The sequence below is a fragment of the Streptomyces pseudoechinosporeus genome (assembly GCF_054783935.1).
Genome location: NZ_BAAGPS010000009.1, coordinates 244,492 through 263,653, shown reverse-complemented (window position 1 = coordinate 263,653; position 19,162 = coordinate 244,492). Strand labels below are relative to the sequence as shown.

General features: G+C 69.8%; 20 protein-coding genes. 13 read left to right on the top strand and 7 right to left on the bottom strand.

Features of this window, described 5'->3' with window-relative positions:
* Positions 1–108 precede the first annotated feature (108 nt).
* Together ACYVO6_RS12800 and ACYVO6_RS12795 are read left to right on the top strand one after the other, a co-directional pair.
* A complete protein-coding gene (locus tag ACYVO6_RS12800; protein ID WP_461060497.1) occupies positions 109–243 on the top strand; it encodes an SPW_0924 family protein in 135 nt (44 codons plus the stop codon).
* A gap of 21 nt (positions 244–264) precedes the next feature.
* Positions 265–1,257, top strand: coding sequence for a PorA family protein (locus ACYVO6_RS12795; protein ID WP_461060495.1), 993 nt, complete (start codon positions 265–267; stop codon positions 1,255–1,257).
* Here the strand turns inward: ACYVO6_RS12795 and ACYVO6_RS12790 are convergent.
* Entirely contained in the window at positions 1,247–3,997 is a 2,751-nt protein-coding gene (locus ACYVO6_RS12790) for an ATP-dependent RNA helicase (RefSeq protein ID WP_461060493.1), read from the bottom strand. The two genes, ACYVO6_RS12795 and ACYVO6_RS12790, sit on opposite strands and share 11 nt — an antisense overlap.
* Before the next feature lie 63 nt (positions 3,998–4,060).
* Positions 4,061–4,954 carry a class I SAM-dependent methyltransferase gene (locus ACYVO6_RS12785; protein ID WP_461060491.1) on the bottom strand — a complete coding sequence of 298 codons (894 nt, stop codon included), beginning with the start codon at positions 4,952–4,954 and terminating at the stop codon, positions 4,061–4,063.
* A gap of 342 nt (positions 4,955–5,296) precedes the next feature.
* On the opposite strand from ACYVO6_RS12785, the gene rpsA reads away from it, so the two are divergent.
* From rpsA to ACYVO6_RS12765, 4 genes are all read left to right on the top strand, one after another.
* Positions 5,297–6,811: a 30S ribosomal protein S1 gene (gene rpsA, locus ACYVO6_RS12780; protein ID WP_344392165.1), complete on the top strand. Its 1,515-nt coding sequence runs from the start codon at positions 5,297–5,299 to the stop codon at positions 6,809–6,811.
* A 281-nt stretch (positions 6,812–7,092) separates the two neighbouring features.
* A complete protein-coding gene (locus ACYVO6_RS12775; RefSeq protein WP_461060488.1) occupies positions 7,093–8,031 on the top strand; it encodes a PAC2 family protein in 939 nt (312 codons plus the stop codon).
* 67 nt (positions 8,032–8,098) lie between these two features.
* The gene (coaE, locus tag ACYVO6_RS12770; RefSeq protein ID WP_461060486.1) at positions 8,099–8,713 is read left to right on the top strand and encodes a dephospho-CoA kinase; all 615 of its coding nucleotides are present in this window, start codon (positions 8,099–8,101) and stop codon (positions 8,711–8,713) included.
* Positions 8,714–8,763: 50 nt separating this feature from the next.
* On the top strand, positions 8,764–9,144 hold the full coding sequence (locus ACYVO6_RS12765) for a tetratricopeptide repeat protein (RefSeq protein ID WP_461060484.1): 381 nt from the start codon (positions 8,764–8,766) through the stop codon (positions 9,142–9,144).
* A gap of 56 nt (positions 9,145–9,200) precedes the next feature.
* On the opposite strand, the gene ACYVO6_RS12760 is transcribed toward ACYVO6_RS12765, so the two are convergent.
* On the bottom strand, positions 9,201–9,464 hold the full coding sequence (locus tag ACYVO6_RS12760) for a DUF6343 family protein (protein WP_461060482.1): 264 nt from the start codon (positions 9,462–9,464) through the stop codon (positions 9,201–9,203).
* A 79-nt stretch (positions 9,465–9,543) separates the two neighbouring features.
* On the opposite strand from ACYVO6_RS12760, the gene ACYVO6_RS12755 reads away from it, so the two are divergent.
* The 3 genes from ACYVO6_RS12755 (at position 9,544) to ACYVO6_RS12745 (ending at position 11,911) form a co-directional block, all read left to right on the top strand.
* Entirely contained in the window at positions 9,544–10,530 is a 987-nt protein-coding gene (locus ACYVO6_RS12755; protein WP_461060480.1) for an acyltransferase domain-containing protein, read from the top strand.
* Between the two features lie 74 nt (positions 10,531–10,604).
* The gene (locus ACYVO6_RS12750) at positions 10,605–11,327 is read left to right on the top strand and encodes a class I SAM-dependent methyltransferase (protein WP_461061371.1); all 723 of its coding nucleotides are present in this window, start codon (positions 10,605–10,607) and stop codon (positions 11,325–11,327) included.
* 128 nt (positions 11,328–11,455) lie between these two features.
* Complete coding sequence (locus ACYVO6_RS12745; protein ID WP_461060478.1) at positions 11,456–11,911, top strand: DoxX family protein; 456 nt, start codon at positions 11,456–11,458, stop codon at positions 11,909–11,911.
* Positions 11,912–12,289: 378 nt separating this feature from the next.
* On the opposite strand, the gene ACYVO6_RS12740 is transcribed toward ACYVO6_RS12745, so the two are convergent.
* A complete protein-coding gene (locus ACYVO6_RS12740) occupies positions 12,290–12,811 on the bottom strand; it encodes an RNA-binding S4 domain-containing protein (RefSeq protein ID WP_461060476.1) in 522 nt (173 codons plus the stop codon).
* Between the two features lie 87 nt (positions 12,812–12,898).
* On the opposite strand from ACYVO6_RS12740, the gene ACYVO6_RS12735 reads away from it, so the two are divergent.
* Positions 12,899–13,618 (top strand): uracil-DNA glycosylase, encoded by a 720-nt coding sequence (locus tag ACYVO6_RS12735; RefSeq protein WP_461060475.1) that lies wholly within the window; start codon positions 12,899–12,901, stop codon positions 13,616–13,618.
* A 9-nt stretch (positions 13,619–13,627) separates the two neighbouring features.
* Positions 13,628–14,593: a prolyl aminopeptidase gene (pip, locus tag ACYVO6_RS12730; RefSeq protein WP_461060473.1), complete on the top strand. Its 966-nt coding sequence runs from the start codon at positions 13,628–13,630 to the stop codon at positions 14,591–14,593.
* A gap of 12 nt (positions 14,594–14,605) precedes the next feature.
* On the opposite strand, the gene ACYVO6_RS12725 is transcribed toward pip, so the two are convergent.
* Complete coding sequence (locus ACYVO6_RS12725) at positions 14,606–15,316, bottom strand: GntR family transcriptional regulator (RefSeq protein ID WP_461060471.1); 711 nt, start codon at positions 15,314–15,316, stop codon at positions 14,606–14,608.
* A gap of 231 nt (positions 15,317–15,547) precedes the next feature.
* On the opposite strand from ACYVO6_RS12725, the gene ACYVO6_RS12720 reads away from it, so the two are divergent.
* Both ACYVO6_RS12720 and ACYVO6_RS12715 read left to right on the top strand, forming a co-directional pair.
* Complete coding sequence (locus tag ACYVO6_RS12720; RefSeq protein WP_461060469.1) at positions 15,548–17,029, top strand: NCS1 family nucleobase:cation symporter-1; 1,482 nt, start codon at positions 15,548–15,550, stop codon at positions 17,027–17,029.
* A 2-nt stretch (positions 17,030–17,031) separates the two neighbouring features.
* Positions 17,032–17,751: an aspartate/glutamate racemase family protein gene (locus tag ACYVO6_RS12715; RefSeq protein WP_461060467.1), complete on the top strand. Its 720-nt coding sequence runs from the start codon at positions 17,032–17,034 to the stop codon at positions 17,749–17,751.
* Here the strand turns inward: ACYVO6_RS12715 and ACYVO6_RS12710 are convergent.
* Both ACYVO6_RS12710 and prcB read right to left on the bottom strand, forming a co-directional pair.
* The gene (locus tag ACYVO6_RS12710) at positions 17,748–18,164 is read right to left on the bottom strand and encodes a RidA family protein (RefSeq protein ID WP_461060465.1); all 417 of its coding nucleotides are present in this window, start codon (positions 18,162–18,164) and stop codon (positions 17,748–17,750) included. The two genes, ACYVO6_RS12715 and ACYVO6_RS12710, sit on opposite strands and share 4 nt — an antisense overlap.
* A gap of 84 nt (positions 18,165–18,248) precedes the next feature.
* Positions 18,249–19,106 carry a proteasome subunit beta gene (gene prcB / locus ACYVO6_RS12705; RefSeq protein ID WP_461060463.1) on the bottom strand — a complete coding sequence of 286 codons (858 nt, stop codon included), beginning with the start codon at positions 19,104–19,106 and terminating at the stop codon, positions 18,249–18,251.
* Positions 19,107–19,162: the final 56 nt, after the last annotated feature.

The window sequence follows — 19,162 nt, the reverse complement described above, 5'->3', positions numbered from 1 at the left end:
TACGGAGGGGGCGCCGCTGTCTGTGTGTGCAACGTGTTCTCATCTCGCTCTGCCGTTGCTACGGTGCCCCAGCCCTGACGCTCCATCAGCTCACCGGGGAGGCCCTGCATGCGTGCCCTGATCGCCGCCGCGACCGGTCTCGCCGTCGCGCTCGTGCTGGTCCTCACGATCACGGCCATCGGCTCGCCGGCCGGCAAGACCTCACCGAAACCGCTGCTGACCACCATCCCCGAGCACCCGTAACCCCTAGGGAGGGCCGCCCAGATGCGCCGCAAGGCCAGCCTGATCCTCCTCGCCCTCGCCGTGTTCTGCACGGCGCTGTCCCCGCTGCTGCGCTGGTACGCCTTCCCCCGCCTCGCCAAGATCCCGGCCAACCAGTACCAGGACATGGTCCTGGAGGCGAAGGACGCCACCCTCCTCGACTACGGGACCATGCAGTCCAGGAAAGTCGACAAGGTCAGCATCGTGCAGACTCTCAAGGGCAACGTCGAGGCCTCCGAGAGGATCGAGAAGACAGCGGGTCGCGACGTCGTCGTCTGGGACGGCCTGTCCTATGTCCAGGGCCCGGACGGCAAGATGGTCTCCAAGATCCCCGAGCGCTACATCTTCGACGCGCACACCCAGGAACCCGTCCACGCCACCGGCGAGATGGTCGACGGCGACGCCGTCAGGCGCGAGGGCATCGAGTTCAAGTGGCCCTTCCTGACCGAGAAACGGGACTACGAGTACTTCGACGCGCAGGCCCGCGTCACCGCACCCATCCACTACAAGGGTGAGCAGGACTTCCGGGGCGTAAACGTTTACTACTTCGAGCAGACCATCCCCTGGACCAAAGTGCCCTTCCCCAAGGCCATGCCCGTCAAAGGCATCACTCCGGAGTCGGTCGCCAAGACGGGCACCACCCGCTGGTACACCACCGTCCGCAAGTTCTGGGTCGAACCCGCCACCGGAGCGCCCGTCTACGGCGAGGAGATCCACAAGGAGGAACTGCGCGGCGGCACGCTCCTGGGGGACCGCGACAAGGTGACCGCGTTCTCCGGGCACGTCAAAATGCGCGAGGACTACATCGAGTCGACGGTCGATCTGGTCAAGTCCCAGCGCGTACTCATCATGTTGCTGACCTCGTACCTGCCGTGGGGTTTCCTGATCCTGGGCGCCGGGCTGCTGTCGCTGTCCCTGTACCTGGAGGCCCGCAGCCGCCGCCCCGCGGACCCTTCGCCCACCCAGACGCACGAACCGGAGCCCGTCAGCGCCTGAGGCGCGCGTTCGTGTACCGGGTCGGCTCCGCCGTCGCGGGATCCTCGGGCCACGGATGCTTCGGATACCTCCCGCGCAACTCGGCCCGCACACCCCGGTATCCGTCCCGCCAGAACGAGGCGAGGTCGGCGGTGACGGCGGCGGGCCGTCCAGCGGGCGACAGCAGATGCACGAGTACGGGCACACCGGCGACGGCCGGGGACTCCTGCAGCCCGAACATCTCCTGCAACTTCACGGCGAGTACGGGCCGTTCGGGATCCGCGTAGTCGATTCGGATTCTGGACCCACTTGGCACCTCGATCCGCTCGGGCGCCAACTCCTCGAACCGCGCCGCCTCCCCGGAGGTCCACGGCAACAGCCGCCCGAGGGCCTGCCGGGCGTCGATCCGTGCCAGATCGGCCCGCCGCCGCGCCCAGCTCAGCTCGGGCTCCAGCCAGTCGTCCACGCGCGCGTGCAGGGCGTCGTCCGACACATCGGGCCAGGGAGCCCCCAGATGGTGACGCAGAAACCCGAGCCGTTGCCGCAGCACCTCGGCATCCTGCGACCACCGCAACAGCCCAAGACCCTCCTCCCGCAACCCGTCCAGCAGTGCCTGTCGTACGAGCCCGGAGTCGGCGTTCTTGATCGGCCGCACCGCCAACTCCACGGTCCCCAACCGCTCGACACGCCGAGCGACCACGTCCCCCTCCGCCCAGCGCACCTCCTCGCCCGCCCCATACAGCGCCCCGGCGGCCCGCCGCGCGGTCTCCTCATCGACCACGGCCCCGAGCCGCACACGCGCGTGCCCCGCTCCCACCGGCCGATCCGCAACGGCGACAGCGAGCCAGGGCGCTCCCCGCAACCCCGTCCCTCCGCCGAGCTCGGCCCTCGTACCGGACACCATGAGATACGAGCCGCCCTGCGCCCGAGCAACCCGCTCGGGGAACGCGAGAGCGGCGACGAGGCCTACGACGTGGTCGTCGCCGGGCGTTTGCTGCGCGCGCGTGCCGGGCTTGGCGGGTCCGGTTGGCGGTGAGGCTTCGGCGCGCGACCGGGCGGGCACGGCGTCGGCCCCTGGGAGTTCGGCATTGGCCGACTGCTCGGGCCGGTCGGTGAGCGTCTGTCCTCGACCGGGACATCCGGCATGAGGGGTTGCGGGCGCCACGGCGCTGTTGAAGCCGGGTTCGCCGACGTCGGGCGCGTGCGCGCCGGTCGCCCCGCCACCGAGCGGAGCGGGTGCCGTCGCGGCACGGAGCCGCCGTGCCTCCGCCCTCCAGCGGCGCGCATACGCGTCGCCCCCTTGCCGGGCGGTACGCCAAGCAGCGGCGAGGTCATCGCCGTACTCCCGTGGTGGCTCCTCGCTCAGCAGGGCGACCACCTCGGCTGCCCGGTCGGCGCCGACCTCGGATGCCGCGTCCAGCAGGGCGCGGGCCAGCCGGGGATGCAACCCCAGCCGGGACATGCGTACGCCCCGCTCCGTGGCCCGCCCCGCGGAGTCCACCGCCCCGATGGCCCGCAGGACCGTGCGAGCCGCCGCGAGCGCGCCACTCGGCGGCGGGTCCAGCAGCGCGAGCCCGGACGCGTTCGGATCGCCCCAGCACGCCGTCTGCAAGGCGAACGCCGTCAGGTCGGCCACCTTGATCTCCGGCGCGGGAAAACGCGGCAGACGGGCATCCTCCGCCTCCGCCCAGCACCGGTACACCGCCCCGGGCGCCTCACGCCCGGCCCGCCCCGCACGCTGCCGTCCGGCCGCCTGTGACGCCCGTACTGTCGTCAGCGCGCTCAGCCCCCGCGCATGGTCGACACGCGGCTCCCGAGCCAGCCCGGCGTCCACCACGACCCGTACGCCGGGCACGGTGAGCGACGACTCGGCAACGGACGTCGCGAGCACCACCCGGCGCCGTGCACCAGGCGAGAGCACCGCGTCCTGGACGGCCGCGGGCGCCCGTCCGTGCACCTGGAGCACCTCGACCCCGCCCAGATCCCCCAACTGCCCGGCGACACGGGCGATTTCTCCGACGCCGGGCAGAAAACACAGCACGTCCCCCTCGCGCTCGGACAGCGCCCGCCGCACCACCGACGCCACATGCGTCAGCAGCGCCGGATCCACCCGCATCCCGTGCGGCGGCCGCACCGGCCGCGCGGACGGCGCCCACACCACCTCGACGGGGTACGAGGCGTCCTTAGAGGTGATCACGGGGGCATGACCCAGCAGCCGCGCCCACCCCTCCGCGTCCGTCGTCGCGGAGGCGGCCACCAGCCGCAGCTCGGGGCGCAGAGCGGCCCGTACGTCCCACAGGAAGGCCGCCACCGTATCGGCGTCCAGATGCCGCTCATGGCACTCGTCGAGCACGACCACATCGACACCGGCCAGCTCCTGGTCCCGCTGCAATCGCTGCAACAGGACACCGGTCGTCACGACCTCCACGCGCGCGCGTGGCCCCACCACCCGCTCACCGCGCACCGTGTAGCCGACGCGCTCGCCGACCTTCTCACCGAGCAGCCACGCCATCCGCCGAGCAGCGGCCCGGGCGGCGATCCGCCGCGGCTCGGCGACGACGACACGACGTACGACCGGACGATCCGCGTCCGTGCCCGAGGCCGGGCCCAGCAGCCCGGCCAGTTCCAGCGGAACCAGCGTCGTCTTGCCCGTCCCCGGCGGCGCACACAGCACAGCCGTGCCATGCCCCTCCAGGGCATCCCGCAACGCGGGCACGACGGAACGAACGGGCAGCCGGTCCAGAGCGTCGGTACGGATCACGCCCCCAGTGTCGTATGACGGTCAAAACGCCCCGCACGCGCGCGTGCCCGATCGGTTATTCGTCTATTCGTCCCGGTCGTCCCGCACGCACACGAAAATCGCCGTCCCAGGGATCAGATTTCCGCGCAGCGGCGACCAGCCGCCCCACTCCTGGCTGTTCCAGGAGGGCCATTCCGGTTCGACCAGGTCCACGAGCCGGAGGCCCGCCGCCACCACGTCCCGGACCCGGTCGCCGACCGTCCTGTGGTGCTCGACGTACACCGCGCGACCCTTCTCGTCCTGCTCCACGTACGGCGTGCGGTCGAAGTACGAGGCGGACACGCTCAGGCCCTCGGGCCCCGGCTCGTCGGGGAAGGCCCAGCGGATCGGATGCGTGACGGAGAAGACGAACCGGCCGCCGGGCCGCAGCACGCGGCGTACCTCCCGAAGGACCCGCACCGGATCGGCGACGAACGGCAGCGCCCCGTACGCCGAGCACGCCAGGTCGAACGCGCTGTCCTCGAAGGGCAGCGCCCCGGCGTCCGCCTCCACGAGGGCCACGCCCTGGGTGCCGATCCGCAGAGCGTGCTGAAGCTGCCGGTGCGAGAGGTCCAGAGCGACCGGGTGGGCCCCCTGGGCGGCCAGCCAGCGCGAACACTGCGCCGCCCCCGCGCCGATCTCCAGGACGTGCTTGCCCTTCAGCTCCTCGGCCGGCCCCAGCAGCTCGGCCTCCACCTCGTCGAGCCCCTCGGGCCCCCATACGAAGCGGTCGTCACCGAGGAACGTGCCGTGCTCGACCTGGTACTCGTCCGCGTTCCGGTCCCACCACCCTCGACTGGCGCGGGAGGTCTCCGCGACGTCCGCGGGGCGTCGCGTCGCCTCCGGCTCGAGCGGTTGGGGCTCTTCGGGCTCTTGGATGATCGGCTCCCTCGTATTAGTCTGCGGCCTCGTCCGTCCGACCCGTCCCGGTGGTGTCACGGAAGGGGCGTTTGGGCCTGCGTGACTCCAGACGGTGTCTGATATGCGGCTCGGCCGCGAGTGGTCTTGTGCCGGGTATGCGGCGATCCGCCCCGGGTGTGCGCCTTCGCGCATTGACCGTGCCCGGCTGCCCCCGTATGCTACAAGTTGCGCTGCGGGCCTGCGCTCCTCAGACGTAGCAGGCTGCGCTCGCATCTGTATGTATGTCCCCTCGGTTGTCGAGGCGCCCCCGGTCATCGGATTTCGGCGCTTCCTTGGCTGTCCGGCTTCTGCAGAGCGAAACGGGCTCCCGGCGTAAGCAGTACCTACGACTTCAATGTCCGTACCGGAGCCCTTTCCCACATGACGAGCAGCACCGAGACCACCGCCACCACCCCGCAGGTAGCGGTCAACGACATCGGTAACGAGGAAGCCTTCCTCGCCGCGATCGACGAGACGATCAAGTACTTCAACGACGGCGACATCGTCGACGGCGTCATCGTGAAGGTCGACAGGGACGAGGTCCTGCTCGACATCGGTTACAAGACCGAAGGTGTTATCCCGAGCCGCGAGCTCTCGATCAAGCACGACGTCGACCCGAATGAGGTCGTCGCCGTCGGTGACGAGATCGAGGCCCTTGTTCTCCAGAAGGAGGACAAGGAAGGCCGCCTGATCCTCTCGAAGAAGCGCGCCCAGTACGAGCGTGCCTGGGGCACCATCGAGAAGATCAAGGAAGAGGACGGCATCGTCACCGGTACCGTCATCGAGGTCGTCAAGGGTGGTCTCATCCTTGACATCGGCCTCCGTGGCTTCCTGCCCGCCTCTCTCGTCGAGATGCGCCGCGTCCGCGACCTCCAGCCCTACGTGGGCAAGGAGCTCGAGGCCAAGATCATCGAGCTGGACAAGAACCGCAACAACGTGGTCCTGTCCCGCCGTGCCTGGCTGGAGCAGACCCAGTCCGAGGTCCGCCAGACCTTCCTCACGACCCTCCAGAAGGGTCAGGTCCGCTCCGGCGTGGTCTCCTCGATCGTCAACTTCGGTGCCTTCGTGGACCTGGGTGGCGTCGACGGTCTGGTCCACGTCTCCGAGCTGTCCTGGAAGCACATCGACCACCCCTCCGAGGTCGTCGAGGTCGGCCAGGAGGTCACGGTCGAGGTCCTGGACGTCGACATGGACCGCGAGCGCGTCTCCCTGTCGCTGAAGGCGACCCAGGAAGACCCGTGGCAGCAGTTCGCCCGCACCCACCAGATCGGCCAGGTCGTGCCCGGCAAGGTCACGAAGCTGGTTCCGTTCGGTGCGTTCGTCCGCGTGGACGAGGGCATCGAGGGTCTGGTCCACATCTCCGAGCTGGCCGAGCGCCACGTGGAGATCCCGGAGCAGGTCGTCCAGGTCAACGACGAGATCTTCGTCAAGGTCATCGACATCGACCTCGAGCGTCGCCGGATCTCGCTGTCCCTGAAGCAGGCCAACGAGTCCTTCGGGGCCGACCCGGCCTCGGTCGAGTTCGACCCGACGCTGTACGGCATGGCCGCGTCGTACGACGACCAGGGCAACTACATCTACCCCGAGGGCTTCGACCCCGAGACCAACGACTGGCTCGAAGGGTACGAGAAGCAGCGCGAGGAGTGGGAGCGCCAGTACGCCGAGGCGCAGCAGCGCTTCGAGCAGCACCAGGCGCAGGTCATCAAGTCCCGCGAGGCGGACGCCCAGGCCGAGGCCGAGGGTGCTGCCGGCGGCGGCACCCCGGGTGCGGCTCCGGCCGCCTCCGGTGGCGGCGGCGGTTCGTACTCCTCGGAGTCGGACGACAACTCCGGCGCTCTGGCGTCGGACGAGGCCCTGGCTGCCCTCCGCGAGAAGCTGGCCGGCGGCCAGAGCTGATCGTCGGCGCCAGTCTGAGCAGGCAACTGGGCCCGCACCCCTGTCAGGGGTGCGGGCCCAGTGCCTTTGCCCCGTCGAGGGCTCGTCCGCGCCCCTTGGCCGCCCGCGAGGCGGTAATCGCCCTCCACGTGCGCGTGCCGCACTCTGCCCTCCACGCACGCGCGCGTGCCGGCGTCGTAGCGCATGAGAAGCCGGTAAGAGGGTCAGGAAGGGGCGCGCTTCGGGAATGCCCGCGTTCCAGGGCTCGTTGTGAAGTACGAACACGAGGAGGAGCGGTCACAGTGCTTGATCCGCAGGGTTTGTACGCATGGGAGCCGAAGGGCCTGGCCGTCGTCGACATGGCGCTCGCCCAGGAGTCGGCGGGCCTTGTCATGCTCTACCACTTCGACGGATACATCGACGCGGGCGAGACCGGCGACCAGATCGTCGACCGGCTCCTCGGCTCGCTGCCCCACCAGGTCGTCGCCCGGTTCGACCACGACCGGCTCGTGGACTACCGCGCCCGTCGCCCGCTGCTGACGTTCAAGCGCGACCGCTGGGCCGACTACGAAGAGCCCACGCTCGACGTCCGGCTCGTCCAGGACGCGACGGGTGCCCCCTTCCTGCTCCTCTCCGGCCCGGAGCCGGACGTCGAGTGGGAGCGCTTCGCCGTGGCCGTCCAGCAGATCGTGGAGCGGCTCGGCGTCCGCCTGGCCGTGAACTTCCACGGCATCCCCATGGGTGTCCCGCACACCCGTCCCGTGGGCCTCACCCCGCACGGCAACCGCAACGAACTGGTGCCCGGCCACAGCAGCCCCTTCGAGGAGGCCCAGGTCCCCGGCAGCGCCGAGTCGCTCGTCGAGTACCGCCTCATGGCGGCCGGACATGACGTCCTGGGTGTCGCCGCGCACGTGCCGCACTACATCGCCCGTTCCCCGTACCCGGACGCCGCGCTGACCGTTCTGGAGGCGATCACCGCCGCGACCGGTCTGGTCCTGCCCGGTATCGCACACGCCCTACGCACCGACGCGCACCGCACGCAGACCGAGATCGACCGGCAGATCCAGGAGGGCGACGAGGAACTCGTCGCGCTCGTCCAGGGCCTTGAGCATCAGTACGACGCTGCCGCGGGTGCCGAGACACGGGGCAACATGCTCGCCGAGCCCATGGACATCCCGTCGGCGGACGAGATCGGGCTCGAGTTCGAGCGGTTCCTGGCGGAGCGGGAAGGCGACGCATAGCGCAGCGGCGGAGGGCCAACGAGGCCTGTCGATGGCGTTGTCAGAGGCAGGTCCTAAGCTTTCGAGCATGCTGACAGTGGGCCTGACCGGCGGGATCGGCGCCGGCAAGAGCGAGGTGTCGCGGCTGCTCGTGGAGTGTGGCGCCGTGCTGATCGACGCCGACAAGATTGCACGGGAGGTCGTTGAACCCGGAACTCCCGGCCTCGCAGCGGTCGTCGACGCCTTCGGAGAGGACATACTCACCCCGGACGGCAGCCTCAACCGGCCGAAGCTGGGCGCGCTCGTCTTCACGGACCCGGAGAAGCTCGCTCTGCTGAACTCGATCGTGCACCCCCTCGTGGGCGCCCGCTCCCGCGAGCTCGAAGCCGCCGCCTCCCAGGACGCCGTCATCGTGCACGACGTCCCGCTGCTCGCCGAGAACGGCCTCGCACCGCTGTACGACGTCGTGGTGGTCGTCGACGCCGCCCCCGAGACTCAGCTCGACCGGCTCATACGGTTGCGCGGCATGACCGAGGAGGACGCTCGCGCCCGCATGGCCGCCCAGGCCACCCGTGAGAAGCGCCTGGAAACAGCGGACATCGTCATCGACAACGACGTACCGCTGGAGGAACTGGAGCGGCGTGTACGGGAGGTATGGGTGGATCTTGTGCGGCGGGCACACCAGAAAACGACCTTGGAATAGCGGGCCCTGCCCGGGGCGTTGAAGCGGGGAAGCGAGGGAAGGAGTGAGGCGTGCCCGAGATCAGTGGTTCCACCGGACCTACTCCGGAGACGCATGTCATCGACTTCCGCGCCGCCGAGCAGCTGCTGGCCGCGCGTGATCCGCGGGGCGCGGTGAAGCTGCTCGACAAGGTCATCGCCGCACACCCGGAGAACACGGCGGCGCGGCTGCTGCGCGCGCGTGCCTTCTTCGCGGCAGCTCAACTGCGGCCCGCCGAGCTGGAGTTCACGGTCGTGCTGGAGCGCGAGCCGGACAACGCGTTCGCGCACTTTGCGCTGGCGCGTACGTACGAGCGCTCGGGCCGTCCCGAGCAGGCCATACGCCACTTCCGGCTCGCGGCGGCGCTGGACCCGCAGCCGGAGTATGTGGCCGCCGCCCGTTTCGACTCCTGAGTGCCGGTTCGATCGCTGATCGAATACTGAGACTGAGAGCCGGTTCGCGGCCGGAGCTAACGGCGTCGGTCCGGCGGCTGGTAGGGCGGGATGTCGGGTCCCGGCTGGTAGTGGGGTCCCTGGCGTATGTGCCGGGAGATCATCGCCAGGTCGACGGTGATGATCAGCCACAGCACCCCGCAGGCGATCGCCCACCCGGGCCGCCCGGCGAGGGCGAAGGCCACGGTTCCCGCGATCGCCCAGACCAGACCCCACACGCTGAGCCACATGCGCGCTCGCAGCGCACTGCGCGCAGTCGTCGGTTCACTGCCCGTACGCATCCGGATCACTGCTCCTACTCGGAAACGTACTCTTCGTGGTGCACGTTCACCAAGAGGCGGACGAACGGGGGGAGCGGCTGTGCTGCTGGAGGCGCTGCGGGCCGATGAGGGACTCGCGGAATGGCTGAGGGATCTGGAGAGCGAGGCCGTCCCGCGCGTGGAGGCCGTTCTTCCGGATGCGGTCGCACTGCCGGACGTACTCCTCGATCTGTCCGTGCCGCACGAGTGTGTCAATGGACTCGTCGCGCAGCGGGAGAGGTTGGCGGCGGATCCGGAGGCGATGGCGCTGCTGCGACGGTGCGTCGGCCGGTTCGTGCGTGATATGGGGGAGATCGGCAAAGGGTGGGAACCTCCGGCCTTCCCGGAGTCCACGGGGCCGCTCGGCCGAAGCTTCCACGTGTTCGTGTTCGTCGCCGCACTGCCGTACGTACGCGCGTACCACCGGGACCGAGGCATTCCGGAGGCCGTGTCCCGGCGCAGCCTCGCCGATCTGGGGCGGCACATGGCCGTGCACCGGCGGCGGCTCGGCACCTGCGGTCTCCTGGCGCCGTGGTGGCTCGCCCTGCACTTCCACGGGGAGCTGTACCAGCTGGGGCGGCTGCAGTTCCAGCGCACGCGGCTCGGTGGGCGCACGGGACAGGCGGCCGCGGCCGCGGGCCTCGACACCGGCCCCGGCGACCTCTGCCTGAGCCTGCACATCGCCGACTTCCGCGGGCCCCTGTCACCGCACGCGTGCGACCAATCGCTGGACCTGGCACGGGAGTTCCTCGCCCGCCACTACCCGGACGAGCGGTACGGGGTGGCTGTCTGCCATTCCTGGCTGCTCGACCCGCAGTTGAAGCGGTATCTGCCGGCGGACTCCAACATCGTCCGCTTCCAGGAGCGGTTTCAGCTCGTGTACGAAGAGACGAAAGCGGACGACAAGAGCGCGGTGGGCTTCGTCTTCGGTGATCCGGAACTGCCGGTGGAGGGGCTGCCGCGGCGTACCAGTGTGGAGCGGGCGGTCGGCGATCATCTGCGGGCGGGCGGTCACTGGTACGGCGGGCATGGCTGGTTCGCGCTGTAACTCGAACGGGTGAAGCGGCGGGGAGGGGGAACGGGGCGGCGGGCACGGGCCGTTTGACGGGTATGACGATCGAGATGCGTGAGGGGTACGAGGGGACCGGGCCCGGAGCGATTACGCCGGACGGCTGCGCGGTGGAGCTGTATGCGCGGCTGCCTGTCTGGGGCGAGCCGGACATCATCACCGCGGCCGTGCCCGCGGGGGCGAACATCCTCGAACTGGGCTGCGGGGTGGGGCGGGTGACGCATCCGCTTCTGCAGCGGGGGTTCACGGTCACGGCGGTGGACGAGTCGGCGGAGATGCTGGAGCGGGTGCGTAGGGCGCGCACGATATGCAGTCCCATCGAGACGCTCTCCCTCGGGGAGAAGTTCGACGTGGTGATGCTCGCGTCGTTCCTGGTGCACACGGGCGACGTCGAGGTGCGGCGCGGGATGCTGGACGTTTGCCGGAGCCATGTCGCGGACGACGGGTGCGTGTTGATTCAGCGCGAGGGGGAGGACTACCACACGAATCTGCCGCGCGAGCGAAGCGAGATGGGGGTCCCCCCGGCCGAAGGCTGGGGGAGTGAGGATCCGAGCGGGTTCACGGTACGGATGCTGTCCGCGGAGCCGGTCGGGGACGGGGTGAACTCGGTGCGCGCGGAGTATGTCTTCCCGGACGCGATATGGACCCAGACGTTCCTCGCTCGACCGCTCACGAAGGAGGAGTTCGAGGGGGCGCTGGCAGAGGCGGGGCTGAAGGTCGAGCGGTATCTGACGGAGGACGGGGTGTGGGTGCGGGCGGTTCCGGTGGGGGCGTGAGCTTGGTTCGGCGGGCGACGAGTTTCGTGGTTCGGCGGAGAACTCCCTGTGCCGAGCGATGAGTTTCGGAAGGCGGGTCGGTCTACCTCTGTGACAGCAACGCGAACCGCTTCACACAGGAGAGCCTTATGTCCGAGACCGCCGCTTCCGTAGCTTCCGTAACGTCCGGCACCGTCGTCGCCGAATCCGCGACCGCTCGTGGCCACCGTGCCCGTATCGCCCTGCGTGGTCTGCAGGTTGTGCTCGCCCTCTTCTTCGGCTTCGCGAGCGCGCTGCCCAAGCTGATCGCGCACGAGTCGGCCGTCGAGTCCTTCGACAAGATCGGCTGGGGCAGCGCGGGTATGTACAGCGTCGGCGTGCTCGAACTCCTCGGCGGCGTCGCGCTGTTGATCCCGTTGCTGTCGTCGGTGGCGGCGGTTTCGCTGAGCGCGCTGATGGTGGGGGCGTTCATCACGCAACTCGCCGTCTTCGACGGGCAGTACGCCGCGACTCCGCTCATCCTGATAGTCCCGCTCGCCCTGATCGCCTACGCACGCCGGAGTCACAACGCCGAGCTGCTGCGGCTCATACGACGACGGTCGTGAGCCACTGGCAGGCGGCGTCCGGCGAGGCGGAGGGGACCGCGCCGGACGCCGTCGTTTGTGCGGGGCGCTCCGCTGGGGGTGCGGTTTGAAGCTGCGGGTTCGTTGTGGCTGGTCGCGCCCACGATGGGGTTCCCCGCTCGTAGGGGTTCCCCGCTCATGGGGGTCCCCCCGCTCGAGCGAAGCCGAGAGTGGGGGAGAAGCCGAGAGTGGGGGAGGAGCCGCACAATGTCACAGCCCCGCGCCCCTTAGGGGACGTGGTGCCGCACCGGACTTGGGCAAGTCCGGTTAGCGTGCCCGCTCTGCGGCGCGGCGGCCGGTGGCCCGCACTTCCTCCGGAATTCGCCAACAACCCCGGGTGCCAGTGCCGGACCGCCGCGATCAACGTGGGGCGGCTCCGGGGCCGGGACCCGGTCCAGGACCAGGCCCGGCCAAGCCCCGCAGTCGTTCCAGTTCGCGGCGGTCGCGTTTGGTGGGGCGGCCGGTGCCTCGGTCGCGGATGCCTGCGGGGGCGACGGCCTCGCGGGGCGGTGGCGGCGGGCTGTTGTCGATGTAGCACTCGGCGGCGACCGGGGCTCCGACCCGCTTGCGGATCAGGCGCTTGACGACGACGACTCGTTCGCGGCTGCCGTGGCGCAGGCGGACCTCGTCGCCGACGCGGAGCGCGTGTGCGGGCTTGACGCGTTCGCCGTTCACGCGGACGTGGCCGCCGCGACAGGCGGTGGCGCCCATCGAGCGGGTCTTGACGAGACGTACGGACCAGATCCAGCTGTCGACGCGGACGGTCTCACCGCTCGCGGGGGCGGCGGCCTTCGCGGCAGCCACCGCCTCGGCCGAGCCGGCCGCGCGCTCGCCCGCGCCGTCGGCGCCACCCACGCCGTTCCTCTGAGTCCCTGAAGCCATACTTCGACCTTAGCCCTCGGGAAGCGGGTAGTCGGAGCCCTTTTGCGCCCCGCTTCACACCCGCATCCCGGGCATACCGTTGTGGGCATGGACAACAACCTGGCTGAGCTGGACGCGCGGGTCGCCGGCTGCCGGGCCTGCCCGCGGCTGGTCGACTGGCGCGAGGAGGTGGCCCGTACGAAACGCGCCGCTTTCGCGGACTGGACGTACTGGGGCCGCCCGGTGCCGGGGTTCGGACCGCCGGACGCGTCGCTGCTGGTCATCGGGCTCGCGCCCGCGGCGCACGGCGGGAACCGGACCGGGCGGATGTTCACCGGGGACCGTTCCGGAGATGTGCTGTACGCGGCGTTGCACGAGGTGGGGCTGGCCTCGCAGCCCACGTCCGTGAGCGTGGACGACGGGCTGGCCCTGTACGGCGTACGTGTCACCTCACCCGTGCACTGCGCGCCGCCCGCCAACAAACCGACCCCCGAGGAGCGCGACACCTGCCGGCCCTGGCTGGTGAGCGAGCTGAAGCTGCTCAAGCCCACCCTCCGGGCGGTCGTCGTGCTCGGGGCTTTCGGGTGGCAGGCCGCGCTGCCCGCGTTCGCCGAGGCGGGCTGGAGCGTGCCCCGGCCTCGACCGGTGTTCGCCCACGGGACGCAGGTCATGCTGGGCGGCCCGGAGAGGCCCCTCGAGCTCTTCGGCTGCTTTCACGTCAGCCAGCGCAACACCTTTACCGGGCGCCTCACCCCCGAAATGTTGCGGAACGTGCTGCGTACGGCCGCGGCGGCAGCAGGCCTACCGACCCTCCCTTACGCGGGTTAGGGTCGTCCGATGCCCCTTTATCCGGAGATCGAACCGTACGACCACGGCATGCTCGACGTCGGCGACGGCAACCGCGTCTACTGGGAGGTGTGCGGCAATCCGCGCGGCAAGCCCGCGGTGGTGCTGCACGGCGGGCCCGGTTCCGGGAGCAGCCCCTTCTTCCGGCGGTACTTCGACCCGGCCGCGTACCGCATCGTCGTCCTCGACCAGCGCGGCTGTGGACGGTCCACGCCGCATGCGAGCGCGTACGACACCGACATGAGCGTCAACACGACGGCGCACATCATCGCCGACCTGGAGCGGTTGCGGCGGCACCTGGGGATCGAGCGGTGGCTGGTGTGGGGTGTGTCGTGGGGGTCGGTGCTCGGGCTGCGGTACGCGCAGACGCACCCCGGCGCCGTCTCCGAGCTGGTGCTGACAGCCGTCGCGACCGCGGCCAACCGGGAAGTGGCCCTGATGACCAGAGGGCTCGGACAGTTCTTCCCCGAAGCCTTCGAGCGGTTCCTCGCGGAGCTGCCCGAGGAGGAGCGCGAGGGGAATCTGGCGGCGGCGTACAACCGGCTGATCGAGTCACCTGACCCCGAGGTGCGGGCGCGGGCGGCACGGGCCTGGACCGACTGGGAGACGGCCATGGCTCCCGCCCCGCCGCGTTCGATCCCCCGCTACGAGGATCCTGTGTTCCGCATGGGCTTCGCCCGCACGGTCACGCACTACTGGGGTAACGACCACTTCCTCGGTGAGGGCAACGAAGAGGGAGTGGTCCTCCGCGACGCGCCCCTCCTCAAGGACATCCCCGGCACCCTCGTCCAGGGCAGCCTCGACTTCGGCAACCTTCTCGGCACCGTCTGGCGTCTCCAGCAGGCCTGGCCCGGGAGTGAGTTGGTCATGATCGACGACGTGGGGCACAACGCGGGGGCGGCGGACGTCGTGGACGCGTTGATCGCAGCTACGGACAAGTACGCGGCGGTTCGCTAGCGTCGAGTCCGTTCACTTGTTGGTCCCGGAGCCGTCGGAGCCGGAGCCGTTCGGGCCGGATCCGTCGGGGCTGGTCTCGGCGTCGCCGAAGAGCTGCCGCACCGTCGAGCGGTAGTTGGCCTGGACGTGCGCAAGGGCGTGGGCGCGGGCGCGTTCCGGGTCGCCGGAGGCGATGGCGGCGTACAACTCGCGGTGTTCCACGAGGAGTTGGGGCCATTCCTCGTTCTGGTGGGTGAGCCAGCGTACGCGGCCGGCGACCGGTTCCATGACCGAGATGAGCAGGCCGTTGTCGGCCATCGCCAGGATGCGGTCGTGGAAGCGGGTGTTGATCTCGGGGATCGCCTCCGCGTCCTCGGCCTGGGTCGCGGTGGCCGCGCGGTCGAGCAGTTCCTCCAGTTCGGCGAGGTCGGCCCGGGTCGCGCGCTGGGCTGCGAGCCCGGTGGCGTACACCTCCAGGGCCTCGCGGAGCTCGAAGAGTTCCTTGACGTCCGTCGGGGTCAGCGGGCGTACGACGGTGCGGCGCGGGGTCTCGAAGTGGACGAAGCCCTCGGCGACCAGGGCGCGGATCGCCTCGCGGACCGGGACGCGGGAGACCCCGAAGCGGTCGGCCAGCTCGCGCTCGACCAGCCGGTCGCCGGGCCGCAGCCGCCCGGTGATGATCTCCTGCCGCAGCGTGGCGAGGACTCGCTCACGCACCGCCCCCAGCGGTTCCACCGTTGTCATGGCTCCATCTTCGCCGAACCGGGGGCTGTTTTACCGAGCTGTAACCGTACGGACATTGCCGAGTGCCATTGACGGCGGGACCATAACGCAAGTTTGGTATACCAAAAATGCGAGCGACCACCCTCCGCTCACGAACGCGAGCGACCACCCCTCCGCTCACGCTCGTCCCCCCACTCCCTACTCCCCGCCCCCTGTGGTCCCCGCCCTTCGTCCCTCCCCCTTGGAGGTCCCGTGTCCCTCGCCGATCCGGCCGCAGCCCAGAGCACCACCGAGTTCGTCCCCGATCCCCGGTTGACCAACGAAGACCTCGCGCCCGCGAAGAAGCGCAACTGGAAGGTCTTCGACCTCTTCGCCATGTGGATGTCCGACGTCCACAACCTCGGCAACTACACGTTCGCGGCGGGCCTGCTGGTCCTCGGTATGAACGTGTGGCAGGTCTTCACGTCCCTGCTCGTCGGCTTCGTCATCATCTACATCGGCATGAACTGGATGGGGAAGATCGGGCAGCGCCACGGCGTGCCTTTCCCGGTTGTCAGCCGCATCAGCTTCGGTGTCTGGGGCGCCAACATCCCTGCCCTGATCAGGGCCGTCATCGCGATCATGTGGTACGGAATCCAGACGTACCTTGCCTCCGTCGCCGTCAACATCATGTTGCTGGCCGCCTGGCCGGGCCTGGAGTCCTGGACGCAGAACTCCTTCCTGGGCCTGCACCAGCTCGGCTGGTGCACCTTCATCGCCCTGTGGCTCATCCAGGCGGCGATCATCAGCCAGGGTATGGAGTCGGTGCGTAAGTTCCAGGACTTCTGCGGTCCCGCGATCTGGATCGTGATGATCGCGCTCGCCGTGTGGATCCTGGCCAAGGCCGGCTGGACCATCTCGCTCACCTCAACCCCCAACCCGGTCTCGGTGGGCGAACAGTGGCGGCAGTGGTTCGGCGCGATCGGGCTCATCCTCGCCACGTACGGCACGCTGATGCTCAACTTCTGCGACTTCTCGCGCTTCTCGCCGGACTACAAGACCGTCAAGCGCGGCAACTTCTGGGGCCTGCCCATCAACTCGACGGCGTTCGTGGTCGTCTCGGTCATCGTCACGGCGGGCTCGATCGAGGTCTTCGGCAAGGCCCACACCGAACCGGCCTACCTCGTCGCCGAGATCGGCAACACCTGGGTACTGGTGCTGGGCGCGCTGACCTTCGCCATCGCCACCATGGGCGTCAACATCGTCGCCAACTTCGTCTCACCGGCGTACGACCTGGCGAACGTCTGGCCGCAGAAGATCACCTTCAAGGTCGGCGGCATGATCAGCACGGTGGCCGCGCTGCTGGTGACACCGTGGAACCTCTTCTCCAACCCCACGGTCGTCAACTACTTCCTCGGCGGCCTCGGCGCCTTCCTGGGCCCGCTGTTCGGTGTGATCATGCTCGACTACTTCTGGATCAAGCGCGGCCGTATCGACGTCGACGCGCTCTTCAACGCCACACCCGGGTCCCGTTACTACTACCGCAAGGGCGTCAACCCCAAGGCTCTGTGGGCGTTCCTGCCCGCGGCGGCGGTGTCGGCGGTGCTCGCGCTGGTGAAGGACTTCAGCAACGTGGCCCCGTACTCGTGGTTCATCGGCACGGCGATGGCCGCCGGGCTGTACGCCCTGCTCTGCCGCCCGGAGCGCGCCGCCGGCGAAGCCGCTCCCGCCGAGCCCGCCGCAGTGGAGGGCTGAACGTGCGGATCGTCGTCACCAACTGCAATACGACGCAGGAGATGACCGAGGAGATCGTACGAGGTGCCCGGGCCGCCGCAGGCCCGGGCACCACCGTGACCGGTCTGACCCCCGCGTGGGGGCCCGAATCCGTCGAGGGCTGGCTCGACAGCTACCTCTCGGCGGCGGCCGTCCTCGACACCCTGCGGACCTACGACGAACCGTATGACGCCGTCGTCATGGCGGGGTTCGGGGAGCACGGGCGCGAGGGCGTACGGGAACTCGTGGACGTACCCGTCGTCGACATCACCGAGGCCGCGGCCCATCTCGCCTGCCTGCTCGGGCGACGGTACGGCGTCGTCACCACGCTGGAGCGCTCGCGCGGGCAGATCGAGGACAGCCTGTACGCGGCCGGGGTCGCCCAGCACTGCGCCGCTGTCGTGGGCACAGGCCTCGGCGTCCTCGACCTCGGCGACTCGCTGCGCACGGAGGAGGCCTTCGTGACCGCCGCCGAACGGGCCCGCGACGCCGGCGCCGAAGTACTGGTGCTCGGCTGCGCCGGGATGACGGGACTCCAGCGGGTGGTCGGCGACAAGCTGGGGCTGCCGGTCGTCGACGGAGTGGCCGCGGCCGTGAAGCTGGCCGAGTCGCTGGTGAGCCTGGGGCTGACGACGAGCCGGGCCGGGAGCTACGCGAAGCCGTTGCCGAAGAGGCGGAGTTGGGGGCCGAAGGAGGTTCGTTAGGGGGTGACGCCGGGCTCGGGCACGACGGCCGTCGCCGTGATCTCCACGAGCTGACCCGGGTAGCCGAGGCAGGTGACGCCGAGGAGGGTCGACGAGTGCGGGCCGGTGCTGAGACCGGAGGCCTCGACGACGTCCCAGACCTGCGAGAGCACGGCGGGGTCGCTCGTCACGACGTACACGTCGGTGTACGCGACGTGAGCCAAGTCGCTGCCGATCGCGCGCAGTTGCTCGTGCAGATTGGCGAGGACCTGCTCGGCCTGCCGTACCGGGTCGTCTTCGCCGACGAGCTTTCCGCCGGCGTCGAGGGGGACGGATCCGGCGAGGAAGGCGAGGCGCGTGCCCGCTTCGACCACGGAGGCGTGGGAGTAGGTCGGGGGCGGGAAGAGGGTGGGGACGGTGACGCGTTTGAGCATGGGGGCCTCCCGGCGATCGGCAGGGTGAACCTGCCGATCATGCGGGCCTGGCGGGCGGATACGCATCCGAATATTCGGTCGCCCTCACAGAGTGGCGGCGGTCGGGCCGTCCGGCTGGGTTCGGCGTTGTTCGACCATCTCGCGGCTCAGTTCCTCCGTCTCTGGCTCGGGCAGTCGCTCGAAGCCTTCCTCGGTGATGACCGAGACGATGGGGAAGATCCGGCGGCTGATGTCCGGGCCGCCGGTGGCCGAGTCGTCGTCTGCCGCGTCGTAGAGCGCATGGAGCGCGGCCAGGGCTGCCTCGCGCCGGGACATGCCCTCCCGGTACAGCTTCTTCAGCGCGCCCCGGGCGTAGGGGGAGCCCGAGCCCTCGGCGTGGAAGTCCGTCTTCTCGTAAGGGCCGCCGGTGACGTCGAAACTGAAGATGCATCCGGCCTCGCCGTCCGGGGCCTTGACGTCGTAGCCGACGAGCAGGGGAACCACGGCGAGGCCCTGCATGGCCTGGCCGAGGTTCTGTCGGATCATGCCTGCCAGCCGGGTCGCCTTCGCGTTGAGGGTCATGGGGATGCCCTCGATCTTCTCGAAGTGCGTCAACTCGACCTGATAGAGCTTCACCATGTCCACCGCGAGCCCCACGGTGCCCGCGAAGGCCACCGCGGTGTAGTCGTCCGTGGGGTGCACCTTCTCCAGGTCGCGCTGCGCGATGAGGTTCCCCATCGTGGCCCTCCGGTCGCCGGCGATCATCACGCCGTCGCGGTAGGTGAGAGCCAGCACCGTGGTGCCGTGCGGAACTTGGCCGGGTGCGGCCTGAACGCCCTCGGGGAGGAGTCGGTTTGTGCTCAACAGGTTCGGACGGTGAGCTGCCAGGAACTCGGTGAAGGACGAGTTCCCGGGGGTGAAGAATTCCTCCCCTAACCGGCCGTCGGTCTCGCTCCGTGCCATGTCACTCCCCCCGCAGGTGTGTTGCGCGGACTGATGCGCGCACTCAGGTGTGTTGC

Excerpts from the sequence above, each read along its gene's own strand:
- ACYVO6_RS12800 (WP_461060497.1), top strand. The coding sequence starts at position 109 with ATGCGTGCCCTGATCGCCGCCGCGACCGGTCTCGCCGTCGCGCTCGTG.
- ACYVO6_RS12795 (WP_461060495.1), top strand. The coding sequence starts at position 265 with ATGCGCCGCAAGGCCAGCCTGATCCTCCTCGCCCTCGCCGTGTTCTGC.
- rpsA (WP_344392165.1), top strand. The coding sequence starts at position 5,297 with ATGACGAGCAGCACCGAGACCACCGCCACCACCCCGCAGGTAGCGGTC.
- coaE (WP_461060486.1), top strand. The coding sequence starts at position 8,099 with ATGCTGACAGTGGGCCTGACCGGCGGGATCGGCGCCGGCAAGAGCGAG.
- ACYVO6_RS12760 (WP_461060482.1), bottom strand. The coding sequence starts at position 9,464 with ATGCGTACGGGCAGTGAACCGACGACTGCGCGCAGTGCGCTGCGAGCG.
- ACYVO6_RS12750 (WP_461061371.1), top strand. The coding sequence starts at position 10,605 with ATGCGTGAGGGGTACGAGGGGACCGGGCCCGGAGCGATTACGCCGGAC.
- ACYVO6_RS12745 (WP_461060478.1), top strand. The coding sequence starts at position 11,456 with ATGTCCGAGACCGCCGCTTCCGTAGCTTCCGTAACGTCCGGCACCGTC.
- ACYVO6_RS12740 (WP_461060476.1), bottom strand. The coding sequence starts at position 12,811 with ATGGCTTCAGGGACTCAGAGGAACGGCGTGGGTGGCGCCGACGGCGCG.
- ACYVO6_RS12735 (WP_461060475.1), top strand. The coding sequence starts at position 12,899 with ATGGACAACAACCTGGCTGAGCTGGACGCGCGGGTCGCCGGCTGCCGG.
- pip (WP_461060473.1), top strand. The coding sequence starts at position 13,628 with ATGCCCCTTTATCCGGAGATCGAACCGTACGACCACGGCATGCTCGAC.
- ACYVO6_RS12725 (WP_461060471.1), bottom strand. The coding sequence starts at position 15,316 with ATGACAACGGTGGAACCGCTGGGGGCGGTGCGTGAGCGAGTCCTCGCC.
- ACYVO6_RS12710 (WP_461060465.1), bottom strand. The coding sequence starts at position 18,164 with ATGCTCAAACGCGTCACCGTCCCCACCCTCTTCCCGCCCCCGACCTAC.
- prcB (WP_461060463.1), bottom strand. The coding sequence starts at position 19,106 with ATGGCACGGAGCGAGACCGACGGCCGGTTAGGGGAGGAATTCTTCACC.